28 protein-coding genes and 2 tRNA genes are annotated in these 22,491 nt (G+C 68.8%); 12 read left to right on the forward strand and 18 right to left on the reverse strand.

The genetic code is table 11. The features are described from left to right. The 3 genes from ACNTAO_RS08720 to cysS all read left to right on the forward strand — a co-directional run. Positions 1–569 (forward strand): transposase (locus ACNTAO_RS08720; protein ID WP_435161604.1); only part of this gene is annotated, 569 nt, incomplete at its 5' end. A gap of 111 nt (positions 570–680) precedes the next feature. Further along, positions 681–1,016, forward strand: coding sequence for a hypothetical protein (locus ACNTAO_RS08725; protein WP_435161605.1), 336 nt, complete (start codon positions 681–683; stop codon positions 1,014–1,016). A 104-nt stretch (positions 1,017–1,120) separates the two neighbouring features. Continuing rightward, positions 1,121–2,620 carry a cysteine--tRNA ligase gene (gene cysS, locus ACNTAO_RS08730; protein WP_435161606.1) on the forward strand — a complete coding sequence of 500 codons (1,500 nt, stop codon included), beginning with the start codon at positions 1,121–1,123 and terminating at the stop codon, positions 2,618–2,620. 58 nt (positions 2,621–2,678) lie between these two features. Here cysS and ACNTAO_RS08735 read toward each other — a convergent pair whose 3' ends face one another. From ACNTAO_RS08735 to ACNTAO_RS08755, 5 genes are all read right to left on the reverse strand, one after another. Then, positions 2,679–2,858, reverse strand: a complete 180-nt coding sequence (locus tag ACNTAO_RS08735; RefSeq protein WP_435161608.1) for a hypothetical protein — start codon at positions 2,856–2,858, stop codon at positions 2,679–2,681. 10 nt (positions 2,859–2,868) lie between these two features. Further along, positions 2,869–3,078, reverse strand: coding sequence for a hypothetical protein (locus tag ACNTAO_RS08740; protein WP_435161610.1), 210 nt, complete (start codon positions 3,076–3,078; stop codon positions 2,869–2,871). A gap of 75 nt (positions 3,079–3,153) precedes the next feature. Then, positions 3,154–3,960: a prephenate dehydratase gene (gene pheA / locus ACNTAO_RS08745; protein ID WP_435161612.1), complete on the reverse strand. Its 807-nt coding sequence runs from the start codon at positions 3,958–3,960 to the stop codon at positions 3,154–3,156. A gap of 62 nt (positions 3,961–4,022) precedes the next feature. Next, a complete protein-coding gene (locus ACNTAO_RS08750) occupies positions 4,023–4,886 on the reverse strand; it encodes a TIGR01548 family HAD-type hydrolase (RefSeq protein WP_435161614.1) in 864 nt (287 codons plus the stop codon). A gap of 83 nt (positions 4,887–4,969) precedes the next feature. Next, a complete protein-coding gene (locus ACNTAO_RS08755; RefSeq protein ID WP_435161615.1) occupies positions 4,970–5,467 on the reverse strand; it encodes a UPF0146 family protein in 498 nt (165 codons plus the stop codon). 39 nt (positions 5,468–5,506) lie between these two features. Here ACNTAO_RS08755 and ACNTAO_RS08760 point away from each other — a divergent pair, with 39 nt between their 5' ends. From ACNTAO_RS08760 to ygfZ, 3 genes are read left to right on the forward strand one after another with little or no spacing between them, the layout of a single operon-like run. Then, positions 5,507–6,028 (forward strand): archaemetzincin family Zn-dependent metalloprotease, encoded by a 522-nt coding sequence (locus ACNTAO_RS08760; protein WP_435161616.1) that lies wholly within the window; start codon positions 5,507–5,509, stop codon positions 6,026–6,028. A gap of 42 nt (positions 6,029–6,070) precedes the next feature. Continuing rightward, a complete protein-coding gene (locus tag ACNTAO_RS08765) occupies positions 6,071–6,367 on the forward strand; it encodes a DUF6432 family protein (protein ID WP_435161617.1) in 297 nt (98 codons plus the stop codon). 58 nt (positions 6,368–6,425) lie between these two features. After that, entirely contained in the window at positions 6,426–7,592 is a 1,167-nt protein-coding gene (gene ygfZ, locus ACNTAO_RS08770) for a CAF17-like 4Fe-4S cluster assembly/insertion protein YgfZ (RefSeq protein ID WP_435161618.1), read from the forward strand. Positions 7,593–7,614: 22 nt separating this feature from the next. Here ygfZ and ACNTAO_RS08775 read toward each other — a convergent pair whose 3' ends face one another. From ACNTAO_RS08775 to ACNTAO_RS08805, 7 genes are all read right to left on the reverse strand, one after another. Next, complete coding sequence (locus ACNTAO_RS08775; protein ID WP_435161619.1) at positions 7,615–8,781, reverse strand: inorganic phosphate transporter; 1,167 nt, start codon at positions 8,779–8,781, stop codon at positions 7,615–7,617. A 2-nt stretch (positions 8,782–8,783) separates the two neighbouring features. Further along, complete coding sequence (locus tag ACNTAO_RS08780; RefSeq protein ID WP_435161620.1) at positions 8,784–8,912, reverse strand: DUF7859 family protein; 129 nt, start codon at positions 8,910–8,912, stop codon at positions 8,784–8,786. A 54-nt stretch (positions 8,913–8,966) separates the two neighbouring features. Further along, positions 8,967–9,479, reverse strand: a complete 513-nt coding sequence (locus ACNTAO_RS08785; protein WP_435161621.1) for a metallophosphoesterase — start codon at positions 9,477–9,479, stop codon at positions 8,967–8,969. 39 nt (positions 9,480–9,518) lie between these two features. Further along, entirely contained in the window at positions 9,519–11,147 is a 1,629-nt protein-coding gene (locus ACNTAO_RS08790) for a preprotein translocase subunit SecD (RefSeq protein WP_435161622.1), read from the reverse strand. Continuing rightward, the gene (gene secF, locus ACNTAO_RS08795; protein ID WP_435161623.1) at positions 11,147–12,028 is read right to left on the reverse strand and encodes a protein translocase subunit SecF; all 882 of its coding nucleotides are present in this window, start codon (positions 12,026–12,028) and stop codon (positions 11,147–11,149) included. The genes ACNTAO_RS08790 and secF overlap by 1 nt, the downstream gene beginning before the upstream one ends. Before the next feature lie 85 nt (positions 12,029–12,113). After that, positions 12,114–12,584 (reverse strand): DUF5812 family protein, encoded by a 471-nt coding sequence (locus ACNTAO_RS08800; protein WP_435161624.1) that lies wholly within the window; start codon positions 12,582–12,584, stop codon positions 12,114–12,116. Between the two features lie 2 nt (positions 12,585–12,586). Then, positions 12,587–13,153, reverse strand: coding sequence for a DUF8056 family protein (locus ACNTAO_RS08805; protein WP_435161625.1), 567 nt, complete (start codon positions 13,151–13,153; stop codon positions 12,587–12,589). Between the two features lie 93 nt (positions 13,154–13,246). Between ACNTAO_RS08805 and ACNTAO_RS08810 the strand changes: the two genes are divergently transcribed. Continuing rightward, positions 13,247–13,855 carry an undecaprenyl diphosphate synthase family protein gene (locus tag ACNTAO_RS08810; protein WP_435161626.1) on the forward strand — a complete coding sequence of 203 codons (609 nt, stop codon included), beginning with the start codon at positions 13,247–13,249 and terminating at the stop codon, positions 13,853–13,855. 494 nt (positions 13,856–14,349) lie between these two features. Here the strand turns inward: ACNTAO_RS08810 and ACNTAO_RS08815 are convergent. Continuing rightward, positions 14,350–14,420, reverse strand: a tRNA-Gly gene (locus tag ACNTAO_RS08815). Positions 14,421–14,598: 178 nt separating this feature from the next. Between ACNTAO_RS08815 and ACNTAO_RS08820 the strand changes: the two genes are divergently transcribed. Then, complete coding sequence (locus ACNTAO_RS08820; protein ID WP_435161627.1) at positions 14,599–15,264, forward strand: DUF7114 family protein; 666 nt, start codon at positions 14,599–14,601, stop codon at positions 15,262–15,264. Between the two features lie 125 nt (positions 15,265–15,389). Beyond that, positions 15,390–15,461: transfer RNA gene (locus ACNTAO_RS08825), tRNA-Thr, on the forward strand. A gap of 452 nt (positions 15,462–15,913) precedes the next feature. Here the strand turns inward: ACNTAO_RS08825 and ACNTAO_RS08830 are convergent. The 5 genes from ACNTAO_RS08830 to ACNTAO_RS08850 all read right to left on the reverse strand — a co-directional run bounded on the left by ACNTAO_RS08830 (position 15,914) and on the right by ACNTAO_RS08850 (position 20,222). After that, complete coding sequence (locus ACNTAO_RS08830; protein ID WP_435161628.1) at positions 15,914–16,291, reverse strand: DUF5811 family protein; 378 nt, start codon at positions 16,289–16,291, stop codon at positions 15,914–15,916. Between the two features lie 114 nt (positions 16,292–16,405). Further along, the gene (locus tag ACNTAO_RS08835; RefSeq protein ID WP_435161629.1) at positions 16,406–16,951 is read right to left on the reverse strand and encodes a pyruvoyl-dependent arginine decarboxylase; all 546 of its coding nucleotides are present in this window, start codon (positions 16,949–16,951) and stop codon (positions 16,406–16,408) included. A gap of 110 nt (positions 16,952–17,061) precedes the next feature. Beyond that, entirely contained in the window at positions 17,062–18,285 is a 1,224-nt protein-coding gene (gene pan2 / locus ACNTAO_RS08840; protein WP_435161630.1) for a proteasome-activating nucleotidase Pan2, read from the reverse strand. A gap of 164 nt (positions 18,286–18,449) precedes the next feature. After that, positions 18,450–19,538: an aminopeptidase gene (locus ACNTAO_RS08845; RefSeq protein WP_435161631.1), complete on the reverse strand. Its 1,089-nt coding sequence runs from the start codon at positions 19,536–19,538 to the stop codon at positions 18,450–18,452. 69 nt (positions 19,539–19,607) lie between these two features. Next, positions 19,608–20,222 carry a LysE family translocator gene (locus ACNTAO_RS08850; RefSeq protein WP_435161632.1) on the reverse strand — a complete coding sequence of 205 codons (615 nt, stop codon included), beginning with the start codon at positions 20,220–20,222 and terminating at the stop codon, positions 19,608–19,610. A 193-nt stretch (positions 20,223–20,415) separates the two neighbouring features. On the opposite strand from ACNTAO_RS08850, the gene dhaK reads away from it, so the two are divergent. From dhaK to ACNTAO_RS08865, 3 genes are read left to right on the forward strand one after another with little or no spacing between them, the layout of a single operon-like run. Continuing rightward, a complete protein-coding gene (gene dhaK, locus ACNTAO_RS08855) occupies positions 20,416–21,414 on the forward strand; it encodes a dihydroxyacetone kinase subunit DhaK (protein ID WP_435161633.1) in 999 nt (332 codons plus the stop codon). Continuing rightward, on the forward strand, positions 21,411–22,106 hold the full coding sequence (gene dhaL / locus ACNTAO_RS08860) for a dihydroxyacetone kinase subunit DhaL (RefSeq protein ID WP_435161634.1): 696 nt from the start codon (positions 21,411–21,413) through the stop codon (positions 22,104–22,106). Before dhaK ends, dhaL begins: the two co-directional genes overlap by 4 nt. Continuing rightward, positions 22,106–22,486, forward strand: a complete 381-nt coding sequence (locus tag ACNTAO_RS08865; protein WP_435161635.1) for a PTS-dependent dihydroxyacetone kinase phosphotransferase subunit DhaM — start codon at positions 22,106–22,108, stop codon at positions 22,484–22,486. Before dhaL ends, ACNTAO_RS08865 begins: the two co-directional genes overlap by 1 nt. Positions 22,487–22,491 lie beyond the last annotated feature (5 nt).

A 22,491-nucleotide genomic window follows, 5' to 3' on the forward strand; every position in this document is an offset into this window, starting at 1 on the left:
ACCAGTCGAAGGTCAAACTCGAAGAGGGGCGGTACACGTCGAAACGGATTCGACGCCTGTACCGACGCCGGACGAGACGGCGCGACCACGCCATGGACGCCCTCGCCCGCGACCTCTTCAAGCGACTGTACGAGGAGGGCGTGGCAACCGTGTACGTCGGCGACCTCACCGACGTACTCGACACGCACTGGTCGGTGCGAGCGAACCAGAAAACGCACAACTTCTGGTCGTTCCGGGCGTTCGTAAATCGACTTGCGTGTATCGCCGAGGAGTTCGGCATCACCGTCGAAGTCCGGCCCGAAGCGTGGACGACTCGGACGTGTCCGCAGTGCAGTTCGACGGAGAACACGACTCGGCACCAAGACACGCTCACGTGCACCTGTGGATTCGAGGGCCACGCGGACCTCACGGCGTCGGAGACGTTCCTCCGACGCCACGAAGCAGACGTACAACGGCCGATGGCACGGCCCGTATGCCTCAAGTGGGACGACCATTCATCGTCGGCGTCACCACGCGCTCACCGTCCCAACGAGGAGCATACAGACCAGAGTATCCTACGGTCGGCGTAGGAGAAAGTTGCCCCCGTGGGGGGTGGCGCTAATGCCGGACCCTCAACGCGAGGAATCCCACGGCTTCAGCCGTGTGGAGGATGTCAAGTAGCTGGAGTCGAATCGTCGGCCGTGAACCACGTTCCGGACGAGGCGCTCGCCGCGATCGATGCGTTCGGCGAGGGGCACCTGTACGGCGACCCGCCGCCGGTTCGCGAACGTCTCCGCTCCGACCTCCGCCTCCGGATCGTCCCGGACGGAGACGGCCGGCACGCCAGCTGTCGGTTCGAGACCGAACACACCCGCGCGCCGGCGTCGCTCCGCGAGCGCGGATCCTTTCTCGCGACGTACGTCGACGGCGTCGACGACCGGCTCCGGGCGTGGGGGATCGAGCCGCCGCCGGTGTACGAACACGTCGAGACCACCGACGGGACCCACCACTACGCGGGAACGCTTCGGCTGCCCTAAGCGGGACGCTTCGGCTGCCGTAGGCGTCGTGTCGTGGTCGCGACGCGGCCTCTGGCCGCGCCGATCCGACGATTTCAAATCCGCCGCGTCGGTACGCCCCGTCAATGAGTCTCGTCGTCACCGACACCCTCGCAGGCGAGCGCGTCGAGTTTACCGCGGACGACGACGTCACCCTGTACGTCTGTGGGCTCACGGTGTCCGACGATCCCCACCTCGGACACGCCCGGCTCTGGTTCCACGCAGACGTGCTCCACCGGTGGCTGTCGTACCGCGGCTACGCCGTCCGCCACGTCGAGAACGTCACCGACGTCAACGAGAAGATCACCGCGCGGGTCGGCGAGCGCGACGAGTGGGCCACCGAACGCGACGTGGCGACGACGTTCACCGAGTCGACGTTCGCGGCGATGCGCGGATTGAACCTGTTGCGCGCGGAGGTGTACCCCCGCGTCACCGAACACGTCCCGGCGATCCGCGACCTCGTCGAGACGCTCGTTGACGGGGGATACGCCTACGAGTCGAACGGCTCCGTCTACTTCGACGTCACGACCTTCGAGGCGTACGGGGCGCTCTCGAATCAGGCCGTCGACGAGCTGGAAGCACAGGGTGAGCCCGACGAGCGCTCTGAAAAGCGCAACCCCGCCGACTTCGCGCTGTGGAAAGCCGACGGGGTGAGCGAGACGGCCGTCCGTGAGCACGCGAACCACGACCACGGCGACGCCGTCCCCGAGGGCGAGACGTGGGCGTCGCCGTGGGGCGAGGGGCGTCCGGGGTGGCACGTCGAGTGTTCGGCGATGTCGACGACGCACCTCGGTGACACCCTCGACGTGCACATGGGCGGCCGCGACCTCGTCTTCCCCCACCACGAAAACGAGATCGCCCAGTCGGAGGCGGCCACCGGCGAGCCGTTCGCCCGTCACTGGCTCCACGTCGGGCTCCTCCAGACGGACGGCGAGAAGATGTCGTCGTCTATCGGCAACGTCTGGACGGTGCCCAACGCGCTCGAGGAACTCGGCGTCAACGTGCTCCGGACGTTCTACGCCGGGGCCGCCTACCGCTCCGAGCAGACGCTCACCGAGGAGACGATCGCGGAGGCCCAAGAGCGCTGGGAGCGCCTTTCGCGGACGTACGACCGCGCCGTCGCGGCGCTCGACTCCGCCGACGCCTACGCGACGACGACCGACGAGTCGCTGCGCGAGGCGGCCGAGCGCACCCGCGACGCGTTCGAGACGGCGATGGACGACGACCTCAATCTCCGACGGGCGACCGCGGCGCTGCTTTCGCTCACCGACGCGGTGAATCGACACCTCGACGCGCGGTCGGTGGCGACCTCGCGTGGCGACGACAACTACGATTACCGCGGGCTCCACGCGGCCGTGACCGCCTTCGACGAGCTCGGCGGTGACGTGCTCGGCCTCCAGTTCGAGTCGTCCACCGACGGCGACGTCGACCTGGCCGGTGAGCTGGTTGAGCTCGTCCTTGACGTCCGCGAGGCCGAGCGAGAGGCCGGGAACTACGACCGTGCGGACGAACTCCGCGACGCCCTCGACGCGGTCGGGGTCACCGTCGAAGACGGCCCGGACGGCGTCGAGTACCGGTTCGAGTGAGTCGCGGACGCTCGCCGCGCGGTTCACGCGAGAGTCGACCGGTCGCGTCGCGACCGACTCACTCGAGGAGCCGACTGCCGACGTACAGCGACACGACGACCCCGCCGAGTGCGGCCGCGACGACGAGTCGAAGCTCCGTCGGCTCGTCGACGTCGAGCGCGTCGATCTCGCGGTAGATCGCCACGCCGACGGCGAGCAACACCCCGTAGGCGACGAGCAGCCGCGTGAAGACGGACATCCCGCCGCACTCAGCGGTAGCCGAGCGCTTCGAGTCGTTCGCGCGTCTCCGCGTCGAGCGCCGTCTGCTCCAGCGACGCGGCGAGGTCGGCGTGTTGGTGTTCGACGACGTCGACGAGCTGTCGCGCCGTGCGGAGCGTGTAGTGCACCTCGGGGTCGTCGGTCTCGTCGATGGCGCGCTCTAAAAGCGCCGCCATCGTCTCGAGCGCGCTGGACTCCATACGAATCTCGAATGTGAGAACCTGCATATAAAATTATGCGATCTCGAGGCGTCGCCTCGTGACGACCGGACTCGCTTACTGGAGCACGTGTTCGGTGTCGTACGATCCGAGCACCCGGACCCAGCCGTTCTCGGCTATCGCCTCGACGTCCTCGACTGCCGCCTCCATGTGGTCCTCGTAGAGACCGGCGTCGACGTCGAAGTGGAAGCAGTAGTCGCCGAGCCGCTCGCCGCTCGGGCGCGATTCGATCCGCGAGAGGTTGAGGCTCCGGTCGGCGAACGCCTCGAGCAGCTCGAGCAGTAGTCCGGGGTAGTTCGCGTTCGGGTAGACGACGAGCGTGGTCTTCCCGCCGGCCTCAGAGCGCTCCGTCTCGGGAGCGACGACCAGGAACCGCGTCGCGTTCGAGGTTCGGTCCTGGATGTTCTCGGCGAGGATCTCGAGGTCGTCGCCCGCGTTGTCCGGGTGGCCGATGCCGGCGACCCGGGCGTCCTCGCGGGCGCGTTCGACCCCGCGTGCGGTGGAGGCGACCGCCTCGAGGCCGGCCTCCGGGTGCGTCGTCTCTAACCAGTTGCGACACTGTGCGAGCGCCTGCGAGTGACTCGCGACGAGTTCGAAGCTCGGCGACTGAGCGAGCAGCGCGTGGCGGATCGGCGTGACGACCTCGCGGGTGACGGCGACGTCGTGATCGGCGAGCGCGTCGAGGCTCTCTGAGACCGACCCCTCGATGCTGTTCTCGATGGGGACGACCCCGCGCTCGAACGCGCCGGTCGCGACGGCGTCGACGATGGCGGTGACGGACTCGCGGAACGACACCTCGGCGGCGACGGCCCGCGCCGCGCGGTGTGAGTACGTGCCGGCCGGTCCGAGCGTGACTGCGTTCATGCGTGTCCCGTACTCGGCGGCACGCGAAAAGGGTGCTGGGATCGCGACGTCTGCCCGACTCGTCACCAGCGGTCGTCGGTGAGCGCGTTCACGTCCGCGACGACCGCGTCCGCTCCCGCCTCGAGAAACGCCCGGCGCCCCGCCTCGCCGGTCAGGCCGCCGGTCAACACGCCGATGGCGTCGTACGTCCGGTCCGGATCCGCCTCGTCGGCGTTGCGAGCGGTGCGGACGTCGTCGAGCGTGTCGCCCGCGAACGCAATCCGATCGGCGTCGAACCGCGCTGCGAGCGTGACGAGCGCGCGCGGGTGTGGTTTCCCCTCCTCCCAGTCGTCCATCGTGAACCGGTGGGCCGCGGGGACGTCGAGTCCGACGCGCTCGAGCGCGATCGTCGCCTCCGCGGCCGGTCGCCCGGTCAACACGCCGACGTCGAACCGTTCGGTCAGCGCCTCGATCGTCGCCGGCTTGACGAGCGTCGGCTCGTCGTGGATGTACCCGGTCGCCGCTACCGGCGGGTCGCCGCCTTCGAGCTCCCGATACAGCGTTGCACCGAGGTACAGCGCCTGGAAGACGGCACGGAGCCGCTCCGGGTCCCACGCCTCGAAGACGCGTTCGGTCGCCACGCCGTCCGCCGTCTCGACGACGCGTCTCGCCGCCTCGACTCCGCCACCACCGGCGGCGACGCGGTCGGTGAATGCCTCGACGTCGAGGGCGAGACCCGCCCGCCGAGCGAGCACGAACAGCGCGGCCGCGTCCGTGAGCGCCCAGTCGTTGTTGAACCCGCCGGCGGCTTTGAACGACTGTATCGCGTCGCGGTCGATCGTCTCGCCGTAGACGCGGTCGATCGACTCGCGGATCGCTTTGCGGTAGGAGTCGGCGACGTCGACGAGTACGCCGTCGATGTCCACCACGAGGGCGTCGACCTGCATACCGGTAGGCCGGCCGGTAGAGAGTTGAACGTTCGGATCTGGTACTCACCACATCGAGCGCGTCGGTCGCTGTCTCGCGCCGGTCATCGCTCCGCGTCGACGACGTACACCGTCTTCCGTGCCAGCGCCCGTCGCTCGACAGGCACGATTGGCTCCTCGAAGCCGAGCGTAGTGAACATACACGCCGCGTCGAGTCGCCGAGCGAGCGCGACGGTCGGCCGCTGGAGCTCCGCCGGGAGCCGTCTGGCGTAGACCGCGTCGACCGTCGCTCGACGGATAGCCGGGTCGAGCTGTGCGGTCGCGTCGGCGGCCGCGAGCGCGACGACGTCACCGCGGCGTACCGTCAGGCTGCCGCCGCTCGCGGTGGGCCCGTCGCCTGCGGCGGTCTCGTTGCCCGCAGCGGTCTCGCCGCCTCCGCGCTCGTGGCGCCCGCTCGGCGGGTCGACGTCGATCGCGAGCACGGTACACCCACGTGCGGCGAGCTCGCACGCGACGCCGGGCCGGTTGCCGACGCCGACCTCGAGCAGCCGGTCGTATCGCTCGAGCGCGTCGACGAGGTCGTCGTGTCGGGGAGATCCCACGGCGGGGGGTTTATGACCGGGGCGGCCAAAACCGCTTTCATGCTCGTGGACATCGTGCCCGTCGGGGAGGTAACCCCGCGCGTGAAGCGGGAAGCCTCCACCGTGCTCCGGTCGGTATACGAGTGTGACGTGACGGTCCACGACGACCAGCCGGTCCCCGAGAGCGCGTACGACGACACCCGAGACCAGCACCGCGCCGAAGACCTCATCGAGGTCGTGAGCCGCGTCGGCAGCGGCGAGAAGAACATCGGCATCACCCCACAGGACCTCTACTACCGCCGCCGGAACTACGTCTTCGGGCTCGCGTACCTCAACGGGAGCGGCTCGGTCATCTCGACACACCGGCTCCGGACGTCCTCGGACGGCGGCGTGTCGACGAAGCCCGCCATCGACGTCTTCGCCGACCGGGTCCGCAAGGAGGTCGTCCACGAGGTCGGCCACACGCTCGGGCTCGAACACTGTGACAACAGCAAGTGTGTGATGTCGTTCTCGCCGACCGTTCGTGAGGTCGACGTGAAAGAAGAACACCTCTGTGGCACCTGCTCGCGGCTCGTGCGGTGAGCCGCCGGTACACTAAACCCCGTCCGAACCCACCACACACGTATGGCCGCAAAGCCGGAGTACCGCGATCGCCCCGACGTCGAGGTCGCACTGCTCGACGCGCTCGTCGACCGCGGCGACGACGGGATGACCGTGCTTGAGCTTCGGGCGGCCGTCGACGCCGACATCGACGCGATCGAAGACGCGCTCGCCTCGCTGAAAGCCGACTCGCTCATCACCGTCGAAACCGACGATCGCGTTCGCGTCTACCCGCACGACCGCGTCGTTCCCGACCCGGACGCCGCCACGGACGAGGACCGCGGGGTCGTCGACGCCATCCGCCGTCGGCTCGGACTGTAAGTCGGGGCCGCCGTCGCCGACCCGCGGGCTTTTGTCTCCACCGCGACTGTGTCTCGTCATGACGCTCGTCGCTTCGGCCCACGCCGACCACGGGGCGATCACCCGCGACCGCGGCGGGAGAGCAGTCGTCGACCACTACGGCAAGCCCGCCCGCGTCGGGAAGGCCGTCCGAAACGTCGTCGGGACGATAGAGATGGGATACGGGGTGCTCGCCGTGACCGGCAGCGACCGCGTCGCGTTCGTCGACAACGCCGTCAGCAACCGCGTGCCAACGGCCGACGGCCACGGCGTCTACGCGTTGTTGTGTGACCCCCAGGGCGGAATCGAGACCGATATGTACGTGTACAACGCCGACGAGCGTCTGCTCGTCTTCCTCCCGCCCGAGCGCGCCGACCCGGTGCGCGAAGACTGGGCGAGTAAGGTGTTCATCCAGGACGTCGCGGTCGAGGACGTCTCCGACGAACTCGGCGTCTTCGGCGTCCACGGACCGAAGTCGACCGAGAAGATCGCCTCGGTGCTCGCCGGCCCCGGCGCGCCGGAGCCGCCGCTCACGTTCGTCCGCGGCACGATGGTCGACGCGGGCGTCACCGTGATTGCGACGGACGCACCGCTCGGCGAGGAGGGATACGAGGTCGTCTGTGCGGCCGCGGACGCGCCGGCCGTCTTCGACACGCTCGTCAATCGGGGACTCAACGCCGCCCCGTTCGGCTACCGCACGTGGGACGCGCTCGCCCTCGAGGCGGGGACGCCACAGTTCGAACACGAACTCGCGGAGACGATCCCGAACGTCGTGGGGATCCGCAACGCGCTCGACTTCGAGAAGGGGTGTTACGTCGGCCAGGAGGTCGTCTCGCGCGTCGAAAACCAGGGACGACCCAGCCGGCGACTCGTCGGGCTCACGCTGTCCGGACTCGCAGATGCCGTCGCCGCGATCGACGGTGACGCGGATCCAGACGCGGTCGACGAGGTGTTGCCGGCCGCCGGGGCGGCGGTGTTCGACGGCGACGAGGCGATCGGGGAGGTGACCCGTGCCGGGGTCGGCCCCGCGACCGACGTGCCGCTCGCGCTCGCGCTCGTCGACGCGACCGCCGATTCGCCGGCCGACGCGGTCGCCGTTCGCGTCGATGGCGACGAGACGGACGCACGGATCACGTCGCTCCCGTTCGTCGAAGGGAGCGCCCGGTCTGCACGCCTGCCGGCGTACCCGGACGCGACCGAGTCGTAGACGGCCACCTCGGACACCGTGTTCAGATCACTCGGGTGACCCCGCTGAACACGCCGAACCCGAGCACGAACGCGCCGACGAGCGATCCGATCCACGCGAGGACGGTGTACCCCATCTTCGTCCGGCTCACGCCCGCGTCGCCGGCGGCGTACCCCGCGCCCACGATCGCCGAGACGATGATCTCGTTGAACGACACCGGGATCCCGAACGCGACGGCGGTCTGTGCGATCGCAAACGACGGAATGAGCGCCGCGATCGACCGCCGCGGTCCCATCGAGGCGTAGTCCTGTGCCAGCGCCTTGATCATCCGCGGTGCGCCCGTCCACGACCCGGCGAGGAGGCCGACGCCGCCGCCGACGAGCAGCGCGAGGAGCGAGACGCCGACGTCGCCGAATATCGGGACCAACGGACCGATCGCGAGCCCGACCTGTGACCCGCCGGCCGAAAACGCCACCAGCCCGCCCATCGAGAGCAGGAACCGACGCTGTGCGCCGGCTCGATCCCGCGTGACGTCCGCGTACTCCGCCCCAGCGACCACCGCCGCGACGGCGATCGTCACGACGGTCGACGGCACCCCGGCGCGCTCGGCGACGACGACGGCGACCGAGGCCTGCTCGCCGGCCGGTCCCAACAGCGCGAACCCGACGTTCGCGAGTATCGCGCCGACGACGCCGGCCAGTGCGGCGGTGAGCGCCCGCTCCGGCAGCCGAGTACCGGTGAGCGCCCGCGCGACGAGGTAGGCGGCCCCCCCGCCGACGAACGGGGTACTCACCCACAGGGTGAGGATCTCGACGTACTTCGGCCAGGCTGGGTCGCCACCCATCGCCAGTCCAACGCCGACAACGGCCCCGGTCACAGTGAACGCGGTCGCGATCGGGTAGCCCGCGAAGACGCCGGCGGCGACGAGCACCGCGGCGACGACCAGCGCGACGATGGCCGCGGTCGCGGTGAGCGTGACACCGCCGATCAGCTCGGTCCCAACCGCCTCCGTGACGTTCGCTCCTTGCAGTACCGCCCCGAGGAGTCCGAGCACGCCGACGACGAGTCCCGCGCGCATCACGGAGATGGCGTTGGCACCGACCGCAGGAGCGAACGGGGTCGACCCCGAAGAGCCCGCCCCGATCGACCACGCCATGAACAGGCTGGCGGCGCCGGCGACGACGAGGGTCGCGACCGTAGCGAGCGCCATCGTCACCGCCGCCCGTCGTCGTAGCCCTCACGCAGTCCGAGGAGCGTCCGCCGAGCGAGGAGGTAGCCGAAAAAGAGCAGCCCGAACAGTCCGAGGAGAACCAGCACGAACAACGGGTCGACCGAGAACATACCCGAGTATCCGTCAGGACGGTGTTAGTCGTTTCGACCCGGCCGCGCGCACGCTCACGGCTCGATCCGGAACCGCTCGAACACCTCGCCGTCGGGCGTGACGAGCCGGCCGTCGAGGCTCCCGTCGCCGGCCGACTCGAGCTCCGCGTGGGCCGGCCGATTCCCGCGGGGCTGTGCGTGACTCCCGGGGTTCACGATCGGGAGGGCGGTTCCATCGTCGAACCGTGGACGATGGCTGTGGCCGCAGATCACGGCGTCGGCCTCGCGCTCACGGCCGAGCATGACGAGCCCGGTGTCGCCGCTCCGGTGTCGGTGTGTCACCGCAAAGCGCACTCCGCCGTACTCGACGGTACACACCGCCGGGAGCCGGTCGCGAATCGCCGGCCCGTCGTTGTTTCCGTACACCGCCCGCAGCGACCGCGCGCTCCGTTCGAACCCGTCGAGCACCGATGGCCGGTAGAAGTCGCCGGCGTGGACGACGAGGTCGGCCTCGGCGACGGCCGTCCGCGTTCGGCCCTGCAGCCGGGTGTCGTCCGCGCTGTGTGTGTCCGAGAGCACCGTGAGCATGCGTGTGATCTCGCCGGCTCGGAGTTAAACGCCGCGGCCTCACCGGATCGTCAACAGCCGGCGAAGGATGTCGCCGTAGGCGGGCCGGGTGATCAACACACCGACGAGCACGCCGAGGATGGTGAAGATGGCGAACCCGGATAAGTCACCGAGGCTCAACACCATGAGCGGCGACATCGCCACGATCGTCGTCGCCGCAGCGGCCCCGATGACCCAGAACGCCCGGCGGAACCGCGAGTCGAACACCGTCCGGGAGTTCACCTCGCCTTCGCTCATCACCTCGTCGGCGATGATCACGAGGTCGTCGACGCCGGTACCGACCACGGCGATGAACCCGGCGATGACCGCCAGCTCGAGCGGGTACCCCACGAGCGCGGCGAAGCCGAGGAGCGCGTACACCTCTGCGAGCGCGGTGAGGATCATCGGGAGTGCGACCCGCGGCTCGCGGTAGCGGACGAACACCATCCCCGCGACCGCGAAGACGGCGAGGAGCCCGGTGATAGCCGAATAGAATCGGAAGTTCGCTCCCTGGCTCGCCGAGATCGTCGAGGAGGTCCCCTGGCCACCGATGTCGAGTTCGGCCGGAAGTGCACCGGCCCGGAGGTTGATCGAGATCGTCTGCGCGTCGCTGAAGTTCGTCGTCGTCAGCCGAAAGTTGCCGCTCTCGGCCCAGCTGCCACGCGCCATGCTCGCCGCCAGGTCGTCGACCATTCCGAAGGCGTTGACGACCTCGCCGTTGACCATGAGCAACAGACACGGGTCACTGTTCTCGGCGAGCGCGTCCGCCGACATGTCGTAGTTGCAGGTCGCACCGCCGGTGGCGCTCGCGACGCCGCGTTCGACCGCTGCAGACTGGAACCGCGCTGCGGGCGACTGCTCGCCCGCTGGGGCCTCGTTCACGACCGACACCGGGACGTACGCACCGCTTCCTCGTTCGCGTTGACTCGCCGTCCCGATGTTCTCGAAGTCGTCCTGGATGAGGACGTTCTCTTCGACTGCCGTGCCGTCCGACGCCTCGGGGTCCGGGTACGCGATGGCGATCTGGACGGTGCCGCGCTCTTCGAGCAGCTCGATCACGTCTTCACGGCCCTCACCGGGCACCTCGACGAGCAGGAAGTACTCGCCGGTGATCGACTGCACCTGCTGGACGCTGCCGCCGGAGAGTCCCGCCTCGTTGATCTTCCCGCGGATGACCTCCTCGGCGACGCCCCGCGTCTCGTCTGTTACCCCCGACCGAATCGAGTCGTACGCGTAGCCGGAGGCGTCCATCGCCGCCCGGAACTGCGCCTCGTCGACCGCCGGATCGGTGACGTCGACCGCGCCGGTCGGGGTCCCGGTGGCGCTCGTGGTGTCGTCTGCCACCACGGCGTTCACGTCGCGCGCGGAGACGTTCGGGAGCTCGGCGGCGACGTCACTCGCCACCTGGGTGGGTCGGGTGCCGTCGAAGGCGACGTCGGTCGCGGTGTACCCGAGCAACGGAGCACGGACCCGCGTCCCACCGGCGAGGTCGAGGCCGTACTGGAGGTTGGTCGCCCCTTGCGTCGCGTCGCCCGCGGTGCCGGCCGCGGTCTCGGGGGCGAACTGCGGGGCGAACAACGCGACCGACGAGCCGAGCACGACGGCGACGAGCAGGAGGACGCGCCAGTTCTTTTTGATCGGCTCGAACATCAGCGACTCACCCCCTCGAACGTGTACCAGCGAAGCAGCGCCACGTTCAACAGGTACGTGTTCATCAGGTCCGCACAGAGCCCGACCGCGAGGATGATACCGATGTCACGGAGCAGGTCGATGCCGAACAGCGTGGCGACGATCGCCATGACGATCATCGCCGCCATCGAGGTGATCGTCATCGTCACCCCGGTCCGCATCGCCCGGCTCACCGACTCGTAGAACCCGCCGGTTCGGCGCAACACCGAGTTGTTCAACAGGATGTCGGAGTCGACGCTGTACCCGATGATCATGAGCAGCGCGGCCACGATGCCGAGCGTCATCTCGATCCCGAGGAGGTTCATCGCCGCGACCGGGATCACGAGATCGGAGAACGCCGAGGCGACGACGGCCACGGACGGCACCACCGTGCGGAACAGCGCGAACACGAGCACGCTCATTCCCAAGAAGGCGAGCGCGAGCCCGAATATCGCGGTGCGGACGGTGTCGGCGGCGAAGTTCGGTGACACCTGGTCGATGCCGGTCGTCTCGAGGTTCGCCGCCGCCGCCTGGTCGTCGAGGCGGCCGGCGAGGTCTTCGGGGTCGCCCTCTGCGGCACGGAACGTCACCACGTAGACGTCGTCGGCGGGGATCGACTGGATCGCGTCTGGCTGTCTGTCGAACGCCGTCTCGATCTGCCCGCGAACGTCTTCGCCGTCGTCAACGACGCGGAGTTCGACGCCACCGGTGAACTCGAGCCCGGGCGTCGCCGGCGCGCCCGTGACGACGTACCACCCGCCGATCACGACGATCGCGAGCGCGAGCACGGCGAGCGGGACGAGCACGAGCTGCCGGTTCGAGTACGCGGTGTAATCGACGTCCGGTACCTCGATCCCTGTCATGAGACCGGTTCGTCCGTGATGCCGAATAAGCCTTCTTATATCCGTGGCGACGTACGGACACGGCCGCTCGTCGTCCCCGTGTGGTTCACGGCAGATACCGAACGCTGAGCACGCCCGGCTCAGTGCGAATCTCGACCCGGTTCACGCCGAGCCTGGCGGCCCGCGAGAGCGTCGCCTCCCGGTCGTTCACCACGTCGTCTGCGGCCGCGTCGGTGGCGTCTTCGGGCGGCGACAGGACGTGAATCTCGCCGATACCGGCCCGCGGCTCTCGCGTCAGTTCGCCGGTCGGCTGGTCGGCGGCGATCGCCCGTTCGTGTGCGGTCGGCGGCTCCTCGCTGTGCTCGATCGAGAGCGGCCACCGTTCGTCGATCTCGACCACGCGATACGTCACCTCCATCGGCGGCTCCGGTTCGATCGTCGCCTCGACGGCGTCGTCGACGGCGAACTCGTCGGTCGCGTCCAGCGTGTGGACCTGGCCGTCGTGGACGTCTTTGAGGACCGTCGACGTGGACTCGGCGTGCGTCACGAGGAACGTGCTCGTCTTCTGGTCGCTCATCGTCAGCCCTCCGTCTGCGGCTCGGTCGGGTGCGTCGACGCGTCCGTACTCGACCGGCGGAGTCGGTAGTGCGTCCAGAAGATCCCCGCCGCGGCCGCCACCGGCGGCAGTGCACCGATGGGTTGCGGGAGCGCGTACAGCGCGCCGAGTAGCACTGGGGGATTTTTTAGCGCATCGGGCCGATCTTGGGGCAATTCGGGGACAGTGATGACGAGCCCGAGGTACAACGAGGCGAGGAAGGCGAACCCGGCGACGGCGAGCGCGCGGTCGTAGCCGACGGCGACGGGGTCGCTCCGGCGGTGGCGGCGCGCGACGAAGAGCAACGGGGCCAGAAGCGGCGCGACCGCGGCGAAGCCGAGTATCACGTACAGCGTGCGCGTGAACAGGTACGTCCCGCTCGGGACGCCGACGGTCTCGCCCATCCAGACGACGAGCGCGAGCGTCACGACGGCGGCGATCGCGGCGGCGGCGAGTCCGCCGATCACCCCATAGACCCGCAGCACCCAGGAGTCGGTGTGGCGGATCGCGTACGGGATCGCCCCGAGGACGCCCCGGTAGCTGTCTGTCATTGGACGCGATACGGCCGTCGATCGATTAAACCTCTCGTCCGCGAGCGGTGTGTCGTCCGCGAGATTTTAGCCGTTCGACGACGACCGTCGTCTGTGGGCCTGTACGACGTGTACCTCGGCGTTCGCCACCGACTTCACGACGGGGAGCCGCCGGACCACGTCGCGATCGTGATGACGGAGCGCGACCTGCTCGCCGACGGCGCCTTCGAGACGCTCGCCTCGGCGCTCGGATGGGCGTTCGACTACGGCGCCGACCGGGTGACGGTCTCGGTCTCGGTCCTCGACACCGCGGTCGTCCCCGCGCTCACCCGTGCGTTCTCGTCGCTTGAGACGCCCGCCCCGACGTCGATTCGGGGACCCGACGACACCGACGCTGCGGACGCGCCGATCCACGTGAACGTCGGCCTGGGCGGGAAAGCCGAGTTCGCGGCCGCCGTCCGCGATCTCGCCGCCGACGTCGCCGCCGGCGAGTTGACGCCCGAGGCCATCGACGAGACGGCCGTCACCGACCGGCTCGTCTTGCCGACCGAGCCAGACCTCGTGATCAAGACCGGCGAAGAACGGCTCTCGGACTTTGCTATCTGGCAGTCGGCGTACGCGGAGCTGTACTTCACCGACGTCAACTGGCGCGACTTCAGACGACGCGACTACCTCCGGGCCGTCCTCGAGTTTCAAGACCGGCAGCGACGGTTCGGTCGATAGGTGGTGTGCTGTGGATGAGACGGCGCCGAGGTACGGGGGCGCGAGGTGTGCCGCACCTTCCCGAGCCGATTCGATACGACTGTGACGGTACCAGCGTGCACAATACGACCGCGCGACCACCGGACACCAGTTGGGCCACACCCTCCCCAGCCGATTCGATACGACTGTGACAGTACCAGCGTGAACAACACGACCGCGCGACACCCGGACACCAGTTGGGCCACACCCTCCCCAGCCGATTCGATACGACTGTGACAGTACCAGCGTGAACAACACGACCGCGCGACCACCGGACACCAGTTGGGCCACACCCTCCCCAGCCGATTCGCTCGTCGCCTGCGGCGACTCGCTCATCCCTCGCACGCGCTCGCGAGGCCGCCTGCGGCGACCTCGCGAGGCGCGCGCCACCGCAGTAAGCGTTTTCACTCTCGGTGATGTTGGTCACGAACGATGCTGGCCGGACCGAACGTGAGCCGGCCGATGTACACTGTGAGTGCACCGGCCGCGATTTGAACGCGGGTTGCAACCATGGCAAGGTTGCGTGATACCACTACACTACCGGTGCGTGCTCCGCATACAACGATCTAGCGGTGAGATACTTAACTCTATCACCTCGGGTCGCGGCGAGAGCGAGGCGTGCCCCAACACCATCACGGTCGATCGGGTAGGCGCGTGTCGGTCTCGTCCGGCCGCCGGGTGTCGTTTCCAAAGGTCTTTGCCCCTGCCTGTCGAACCCGGCAGTAATGGACGATGTCGCGCGAGCGCGTAGTGCCGCCCGCGAGGCGCTCGCGAACGTCGAGCCCGACCGGCTCCGACAGACGCTCGACGAGCGACTCGCGACGGCGGCCGTCACGCCCGGCGTTCTCGCTATCGTGACCGCCCGTGCGCTCGACCCCGACGTCGACCCCGAGGCCGTCGTCGACCAGGCCGCGGGCGTGCAACTCATCTACGAGGGACTCAGGCTCACCCGTCGACTCGCACACGATGAGCCTTGGACGGCCGTCTCGACGCCGGAAGCCGAGATCGACGCCGACCTCGACGTCCTCGCCGCCGACGTGCTCGTCTCCCGTGGCTTCTCGCTTCTGGCCCGCACCGACGCCTCGTCGGCCGCCGTTGAGGTCGTGCGTGCGTTCGGCCGCGACCAGACGCGCCGGGCGAGCCCGGCCGTCGACCCGCCAGAGGCGACCGCACTCGATCGGAATCTCGAGGTCGACGCACTGGAGCTCGCGGTCGTCGCCGGAACGACCGCAGTCGGCGGCGACCCGCCGGCCGAGCTGCTCGCGTACGCCAGAGAACTCGCCGCGGACTACGACGGGGAGTTCCCCCCGCCGGGGCGTGCCCTCCCCGAGACGACCGCTGACCAGATCGCGGCGATCTCAGAGCGCGCAGTGAGTGCGACCGACCGGTGAGTGTCGTGACCGAGCGGACGTCGATTGCGACACCGGGACACGGCCGGTGGCTTTCATCACATTCATATACGGCTGCCCAGTAGCATCGGATGCAGCACGCCGATCGACGGACGTCGACCGCCCGCGCCTGGGTAGCTTAGCGGTAAAGCGCGTCCTTGGTAAGGACGAGAGCCCGGGTTCAAATCCCGGCCTAGGCTCTTTCTGCTGTACCCCTTGTGTGTACACTCGTCTGAACGAAACCCGGTCAAGATTCGCGTCTCTCGTTAAACCCGAGAGACGAGCTGTGAGAGCGGGCCGACCGTACAACCACCGGACACCACTTTCAGCCACACCCTCCTCAGCCGATTCTGTACGCGTGTGAGAGTGGCTGTGAGAGCGGGACGACCGCACGACCGCCGGACACCACTTTCAGCCACACCCTCCCCAACCGATTCGCTCGGTGGCTTCGCCACCTCGCTCATCCCTCGCGCGCGCTCGCGAGCCCGCCGCCGGCGCGCTCACAAGGCGCGCGCCACTGTCGTCGGTGACGTAGACGGAGCCGTATGTCGGTTCGGTTGATACAGGGGCTCCGTCTCTGTGGAACCGACGCGGACGTCGTGCGGACAGAATTAAGCGCCTTCTCGAGCGGACTCGGCTCGCCGCGGCCGCCTCACTTCGCCGTCGGGGTCACGTCGCCGACGGCGTCCATCACCTGCGCGGCCGCGCTCGCGGCCAGCCCGCGAGCGACCTCGTCGGCGTCGGCCTCGGCGATACCCGTCTCCAACTCGTCCCGGTCGGGCGTGAACCCGGCAGAGACGGGGTGGCCCGCCGGGGGATTGACCGCGACGGTCGCCTGCGGGCCGTTCGCACCGACCGAGAGCTCCGAGCCGACGGCGTAGCTGTCCGGGAGGTACGACTCGGTGCGCGAGACGATGCCGGCCACCGTCTGTCGCAGCCGCCGCTCCTGTTCCGGCGAGAGGTCGACCGGTGTGGGTTCGCCGGCGTCGGTGACGCCCGGCGATCCCGCATACGGATTGTTGCCGTTCATCGAAGACACCCGTGATATGCGAACCGTCGGTAAAAAGTCGTCGACACGTGTCACCGAGAACCACACCGAGGCTCACCCGGCGGCGTTCCTCTCTCCGACCAGGTATCTACCACCTCACACGACCGGCTCTGCCTCGCCGTACGCGGCGATCACGACCGCCGTGGTACACCGCGTCTCGTCTGCGGTCGCCGTCTCCACGTGCGTCTCGCGGTCGGTAAGCTCCCAGTCGCGGAGGGCCGCTCCGGCGTCCAAGCCGGCGTGGATCCGGTCGCGAACGTCGTCCGGATCCTCTCCGGTCACCTCGTAGAAGAGCCCGGGTCCCGGACCGGTCGCCCAACCCAGACCGGCAGCGACGTCCGGATGACGGTGAGGCGCACGCGTCTCCGCGGCTCCAGTCGCTCCCGACCGCCCTCCCTCGCGAAAGTCGACCGCGTCGCTCGGCCCGACGGTCCGGCGCGCCTCGACGACGGTGAGCGCCCCGCCTGCGGGTCCGAGGTCGGGAGCGGCCTCGACACGCCGCACGGTCGCGCCGGCGGGGACGACGGACGACACCGCGACGAGGTTGTAGTTGTGAAGGTTCGCCTCGGCGAGCGCGGCGTCGTACGAGGCCATCGCGGTCTCGGCGACGCCGACGCCGCCGGCGACGTGAATCTGCTTCATCACACGTCTGTCGACGACGAGGAAGCTAATGCGTTACGAGCACGGCCGGTGAGCCGACGGTTCGGACCTGCGACGGACGAGACGCGCACACCACGGCGGTTCTCGACGGCTCAGTACTGGTAGTTTATGACCTGTTCGTCGGTGCCCTCTGCGTCGGCGAGCTTCTCGCGGGCGCGCTCGAAGTCGGACTGGACTACCTCGGTGCGGCCGTCGCGGATCGCGAACATCCCGGCCTCGGTCGCGAGCGAGGCGATGTCCGCGCCGCTGTATCCCTCGAGGTCCGCCGCGACCGTGTACACGTCGACGTCGTCTGCGACGTTCATCTCGCCGGTGTGGATCTCGAGGATCCGGGCGCGACCCTCGGCGTCCGGCTCCGGCACCTCGATGAGCCGGTCGAACCGGCCGGGGCGCAAGATCGCCTCGTCGAGCATGTCGAAGCGGTTGGTGGCCGCCATGATTCGCACCTCCCCGCGCTCGTCGAAGCCGTCCATCTCCGAGAGCAGCTGCATCATCGTGCGCTGGACCTCGGCGTCACCGGAGGTCTTCGAGTCGGTCCGCTTCGAGGCGACCGCGTCGATCTCGTCGATGAAGATGACCGCGGGTTCGCGCTCTGCGGCGAGTTCGAACAGGTCACGGACGAGCCGTGACCCCTCGCCGATGAACTTGCGGACGAGTTCGGAGCCCGCCATCTTGATGAACGTGGCGTCGGACTCGTTGGCGACCGCCTTCGCCAGCATCGTCTTACCCGTGCCCGGCGGGCCGTGGAGCAGAACGCCACTCGGCGGCTCGACCCCGACCGTCTCGAACTGCTCCGGGTTCTCGAGCGGGTCCTCGACGGCCTCTCGCACCTCACGAATCTGTTCGTCGATCCCGCCGATATCGGCGTACGCGACCGACGGCGACTCCGTGACCTCCATGGCCTGTGCGCGCGAGTCGGTCTCGTCGTCGAGGACCTGCTGTACGGCGAAGGAGTCGTTGATCGCGACCCGGTCGCCGGGACGGAGGTCGGCGTCGAGCCGGGTCGCCGTCTGTGTCAACACCTCCTGGTTGTTGCCGTGTTGTTTGATGACGACGCCGTCGTCTGTGATCTCTTCGACCGAGGCGATGTACAGTGACGACGTCTTCAACACCTCGTTCTCGCGTTTGAGCGTGTCGACGTCCGCTTTGAGGTCGCCGCGACGGCCCTCCGCCTGCGAGAGCCGGTCTTCGAGTTCGTCGTTCACGTCGACGATCCGCTGATAGTGTTGCCGGATCGCCTCGAGGCGCTCCGCCTCGCTCATCTCCGGATCGAGTTCCAGACGCGGGCGGTCCGGTAGTGAGGGGCTGTGAGACATTCGTTACACGTGAATACGAGACGCGCGTAAATGTGCCTTTGGGTCACGGCGGCGAGGCGGGTGTTCGACGCGGTGACTCCGGCGAGACCGACGCGTCACCGCACGGGCCGTCGGCGACGTGTCACCCCACAGGTCATCGACGACGCGATCGACCCGGCGGCGGTTCAGGCCGCCTCGAAGCCGTCTTCGAAGACGAACGTGCCGTCACGCTGGACGACCTCGCCGTCGACTTCGATCACCGAGTCCTCGCTCATGTCGACGATCATGTCCACGTGTTCTGCGGATTCGTTGACCGCGTTCGTCTCACCGACCGTCTCCGGGTACGCCGACCCGACCGCCATGTGGACGGTGTCACCCATCTTTTCGTCGAACAACATGTTGTACGTGAACCGGTCGATCGCACGGTTCATGCCGATACCCAGCTCCCCGAGGTACCGGGCCCCCTCGTCGGTCTCGAGGATGCCCGTCAGCAGCTCCTCGTTTCTGTCGGCTGCGTGTGAGACGACGCGTCCGTCCTCGAATCGCAGCCTGACGCCGTCGATCTCTCGGCCGTATCGGTACAGCGGGAGGTCGAAGTGGACCACGCCGGAGACGCTCTCGCGAACTGGTGCGGTGAACACCTCGCCGCCGGGAAGGTTCGCCTCGCCGGTGTCGTTCTCGGCGGTGTTGCCGGCGATCGACATCGTGAGGTCCGTCTCGTCGCCCGATCGTATCCGGACCTCCTCGGCGTCGTCGAGTCTCTCGACGAGCTGTGCCTGGAAGGCTCCCTGCGCCTCCCAGTCGATCGAGACGGCGTCCCACACGAAGTCCTCGTACGCCTCGGTGCTCATCCCGGCCAGCTGGGCGTGACCCGGCGTCGGGTACTGCGTGAGACACCAGCGCTTCGAGAGGCGTTCGCGTTTCACCGCCTCCATCGCCCGGTTGTACGCGGCGTTCGTCTCTGGGGCGACGTCGGCACCCTCGGTGACGTTCGCGCCGCCGCGGGCGATCACGAACACGTCGGTCTCCTCGTACAACGCCCGACGGTGTGCCGGCTCCTCGAACGAGTCCGCCGCGCGCTTGTACGCCCGGTCCGCGCGCTGTGAGTACGAGAGGAACACCGGCTGTGCGCCGCGATCACCGCAGATCTCGTGGAGTGCAACTGCGAGGTCCTCGGCGGCTGGCGGGAGCTGGACGACGACCGTGTCGCCGGCCTCGATGCTGGTCGAGTGCGTCGCGATGGTCTTGGCGTGTTCGCGTATCCGTGGGTCCATGCGACCCGTTCTCTCCGCGACGAATTACCGCTTGTGGCCGGTCGCCCTCGACGCGTCGGCCCGCGCCGGTCATCGAAGTAGCACCCAACCGCCGAGCACGAGGAGGAGCCCGCCGGCGACGCGGTCGAGCCACCGGCCGGCCCGCGGTGAGCGAAGTGTCCCCGCGGCGACGTCCGCGACGACGGCCACACCACCGAGGTACGTCGCCGTGAGCCCGGCGTAGGTCACGCCGAGAACGGCGAGCGACGTCTCACTGGCTCCCGTACCGCCCGCACTCGCCGCGAACCCGGGCAAGAACGCGAGAAAGAACAGCGCGACCTGCGGATTCAACGCGTTGACGAGGAACCCCTCGCGAACCCCACCGGTCGCGGCGCCGGGCTCGTCGTCGCCGGCAGCGCGGAGCGTATCGACGCCGAGGTACCAGAGGTAAAGCGCACCGGCGACCTGTATCACGTGCTCTGCACCCGGAACAGTCCGGTACACGGCCGCGACGCCGACGACGACGAGCGTCGTGTGAAAGAGGATGCCGCCGGTGACACCGAGGGCGGCGCGGAGCCCTGCGTCCCGGCTCTCGAGACCGCGCGAGAGGACGAACAGCGTGTCCGGACCGGGAACGACGATCAGCGTCGCGGCCGCGAGGACGAAGAGGACGTACGTCGAGGGATCGACGGCGAAGGCGGTCACTACACCGGAGTGTGACCCGTTCGGGCAAAAGCGCCCCGGGTCGTTCCGGTGGCGACCGGCTGCGCACGTCCTCCGTCGATCGCGCGGGCCTCCGGCGACCGCGCACGCCCTCCGTCGGCCGACTGCCGTCGAACGTGACAGCGACGCGGCACACTAACTTTATTTCTATAACGATCCATTGTCACACTGCGTCATGAAGAAACTCATTAACGATCCCGACGACGTGGTCGACGAGATGCTCGAGGGGATGGTAGCGGCCCATCCCGACCGACTCCGGCGGCTGCCGGACACCCAGGTCGTAGTACGTGACGACGGCCCCCTCGACGGGAAGGTCGGGGTCGTGAGCGGCGGCGGCAGCGGCCACGAGCCGACACACGCGGGGTACATCGGCGACGGGATGCTCGACGGCGCGGCTGCCGGCGACGTGTTTTCGTCGCCGACCGCCGACGAGTTCGAGGCGTTGATCGACGCCTGTGACGCCGGTGAGGGCGTCTTGGCGGTGATCAAAAACTACGAGGGCGACGTGATGAACTTCGAGACCGCCATCGAGCTGGCCGAGATGGAGGGCGTCGACGTCGAGACGGTCGTCGTCGACGACGACGTCGCGGTCGAAGACTCGCTGTACACCTCCGGGCGTCGCGGCGTCTGCGGAACGATCCTCGTCCACAAGGCCGCCGGCGCCAAGGCGGCAGCGGGTGCCGACCTCGACGAGGTGAGACGGGTCGCACAGAAGGTCGTCGACAACGTCGGCACGATGGGGATGGCGCTCACCTCCTGTGTCACCCCCGAGAAGGGCGAGCCGACGTTCGACCTCGGCGAAGACGAGATCGAACTGGGTATCGGTATCCACGGCGAACCCGGCACGGAGCGAACCGACGTGATGTCCGCCGACGAGGTCACCGACGCGCTGACCGAGTCGGTCCTCGAAGACCTGGACGTAGACGGCGACGAGGAGGTCCTCACGATCGTCAACGGCATGGGCGGCACCCCACAGATGGAGTTGTTCGTCGTGAATCGCCGGCTCCAGGCGCTCGTAGACGAGCACGGGCTCGAGACGTGGGACGCCTGGGTCGGTGACTACATGACCTCGCTGGATATGGCGGGCTGTTCGATCACGATGTGTGTACTCGACGACGAGCTGAAGGAGTTGCTCGGCGCGCCAGCCGACACGCCCGCGTTGACGCGCCAATGAGCGAGGACGGTGTCGCGGCCGCCGCGGCCGTCGAGCGGGTCGCCACGCGCATCGAGACCGAACGCGACTACCTGACCGAGCTCGATTCGGCCATCGGCGACGCCGACCACGGCGGCAACATGGCCCGTGGCTGGGCGGAAGCGGCCGAGGCGGTCGCCGAACTCGACGACCCCGACGCCGCGACAGTCGTCAAGACGACTGGCAAGACCCTGATGGCCGAGGTCGGCGGCGCATCCGGTCCGCTGTTTGGCGGCTCGCTCGTGTTCGCCGCCGCCGAACTCGACGACGGGATCACCGCCGACAGCGCTGTCGCCTTCGCGGAGACGTACCTCGAGAAGGTCACGGACAGAGGCGACGCGAGGGTCGGCGACCAGACGATGGTCGACGCGCTCACCCCCGCGGTCCACACGTTCAAGAAGTCGATCGAGGTCGACGAGCTGTCGCCGCTCGACGCGCTCGCGAAGGCCGTCGCCGCCGCCGAGCGCGGGGTGGCGTACACCGTACCGATCCGCGCCAGCAAGGGACGGGCCTCGTACCTCGGCTGGCGGTCGGTCGGCCACCAGGACCCGGGGGCGACGAGCACACTGTTCATCCTCGAAGAGCTGCTCGCGGCCGCGGAGGCGGCGCTCGATACGACGGCACCCGAGTCGGCCGACGCGACGTCGCCGACGATCCCGGACGAGGAGGCGTGATGGTCGGGCTCGTCGTCGTCTCACACAGCGCGCGCGCCGCCGCCGGTATCGCCGAGGTGGCGGGCGAGATGGGCGGAGACACCCGCATCGAAGCCGTTGGCGGCGACGGCCAGGGCGGTCTCGGGACGGTCCCGGACGACATCGAGACCGCGCTCGCCGCGGCCGACGAGGGCGACGGGGTCGTCGTGCTCGTCGACCTAGGGAGTGCCGTGATGAACGCCGAGGTCGCGATCGAGTTGAGCGACGTCGACGCGGTGATCGCCGACGCTCCGGTCCTCGAGGGCACGGTGAACGCAGCCGTCACGGCGACGGACCCGGCAGCGACGCTCGAGACGGTGTGTGAGGCGGCCGAGGCCGCTCGCGACGTCGACAAGACGTGAACGCT

Source organism: Halorubrum zhoui (assembly GCF_051194155.1).
In the GTDB taxonomy this organism is placed as follows: Archaea; Halobacteriota; Halobacteria; order Halobacteriales; family Haloferacaceae; genus Halorubrum.

Bases quoted from the DNA above. Each gene is read 5' to 3' on its own strand.
- ACNTAO_RS08785 (WP_435161621.1), bottom strand. From the start codon at position 9,479: ATGCTCACGGTGCTCTCGGACACACACAGCGCGGACGACACCCGGCTG.
- ACNTAO_RS08805 (WP_435161625.1), bottom strand. From the start codon at position 13,153: ATGACAGACAGCTACCGGGGCGTCCTCGGGGCGATCCCGTACGCGATC.
- ACNTAO_RS08835 (WP_435161629.1), bottom strand. From the start codon at position 16,951: ATGAAGCAGATTCACGTCGCCGGCGGCGTCGGCGTCGCCGAGACCGCG.
- ACNTAO_RS08820 (WP_435161627.1), top strand. From the start codon at position 14,599: ATGGACGATGTCGCGCGAGCGCGTAGTGCCGCCCGCGAGGCGCTCGCG.
- ACNTAO_RS08735 (WP_435161608.1), bottom strand. From the start codon at position 2,858: ATGTCCGTCTTCACGCGGCTGCTCGTCGCCTACGGGGTGTTGCTCGCC.
- ACNTAO_RS08790 (WP_435161622.1), bottom strand. From the start codon at position 11,147: ATGTTCGAGCCGATCAAAAAGAACTGGCGCGTCCTCCTGCTCGTCGCC.
- ACNTAO_RS08800 (WP_435161624.1), bottom strand. From the start codon at position 12,584: ATGAGCGACCAGAAGACGAGCACGTTCCTCGTGACGCACGCCGAGTCC.
- pheA (WP_435161612.1), bottom strand. From the start codon at position 3,960: ATGAACGCAGTCACGCTCGGACCGGCCGGCACGTACTCACACCGCGCG.
- ACNTAO_RS08775 (WP_435161619.1), bottom strand. From the start codon at position 8,781: ATGGCGCTCGCTACGGTCGCGACCCTCGTCGTCGCCGGCGCCGCCAGC.
- ACNTAO_RS08780 (WP_435161620.1), bottom strand. From the start codon at position 8,912: ATGTTCTCGGTCGACCCGTTGTTCGTGCTGGTTCTCCTCGGACTGTTC.
- ACNTAO_RS08750 (WP_435161614.1), bottom strand. From the start codon at position 4,886: ATGCAGGTCGACGCCCTCGTGGTGGACATCGACGGCGTACTCGTCGAC.
- secF (WP_435161623.1), bottom strand. From the start codon at position 12,028: ATGACAGGGATCGAGGTACCGGACGTCGATTACACCGCGTACTCGAAC.
- ygfZ (WP_435161618.1), top strand. From the start codon at position 6,426: ATGACGCTCGTCGCTTCGGCCCACGCCGACCACGGGGCGATCACCCGC.
- ACNTAO_RS08865 (WP_435161635.1), top strand. From the start codon at position 22,106: ATGGTCGGGCTCGTCGTCGTCTCACACAGCGCGCGCGCCGCCGCCGGT.
- ACNTAO_RS08740 (WP_435161610.1), bottom strand. From the start codon at position 3,078: ATGGAGTCCAGCGCGCTCGAGACGATGGCGGCGCTTTTAGAGCGCGCC.
- ACNTAO_RS08845 (WP_435161631.1), bottom strand. From the start codon at position 19,538: ATGGACCCACGGATACGCGAACACGCCAAGACCATCGCGACGCACTCG.
- dhaK (WP_435161633.1), top strand. From the start codon at position 20,416: ATGAAGAAACTCATTAACGATCCCGACGACGTGGTCGACGAGATGCTC.
- dhaL (WP_435161634.1), top strand. From the start codon at position 21,411: ATGAGCGAGGACGGTGTCGCGGCCGCCGCGGCCGTCGAGCGGGTCGCC.
- ACNTAO_RS08760 (WP_435161616.1), top strand. From the start codon at position 5,507: ATGCTCGTGGACATCGTGCCCGTCGGGGAGGTAACCCCGCGCGTGAAG.
- pan2 (WP_435161630.1), bottom strand. From the start codon at position 18,285: ATGTCTCACAGCCCCTCACTACCGGACCGCCCGCGTCTGGAACTCGAT.
- cysS (WP_435161606.1), top strand. From the start codon at position 1,121: ATGAGTCTCGTCGTCACCGACACCCTCGCAGGCGAGCGCGTCGAGTTT.
- ACNTAO_RS08830 (WP_435161628.1), bottom strand. From the start codon at position 16,291: ATGAACGGCAACAATCCGTATGCGGGATCGCCGGGCGTCACCGACGCC.
- ACNTAO_RS08765 (WP_435161617.1), top strand. From the start codon at position 6,071: ATGGCCGCAAAGCCGGAGTACCGCGATCGCCCCGACGTCGAGGTCGCA.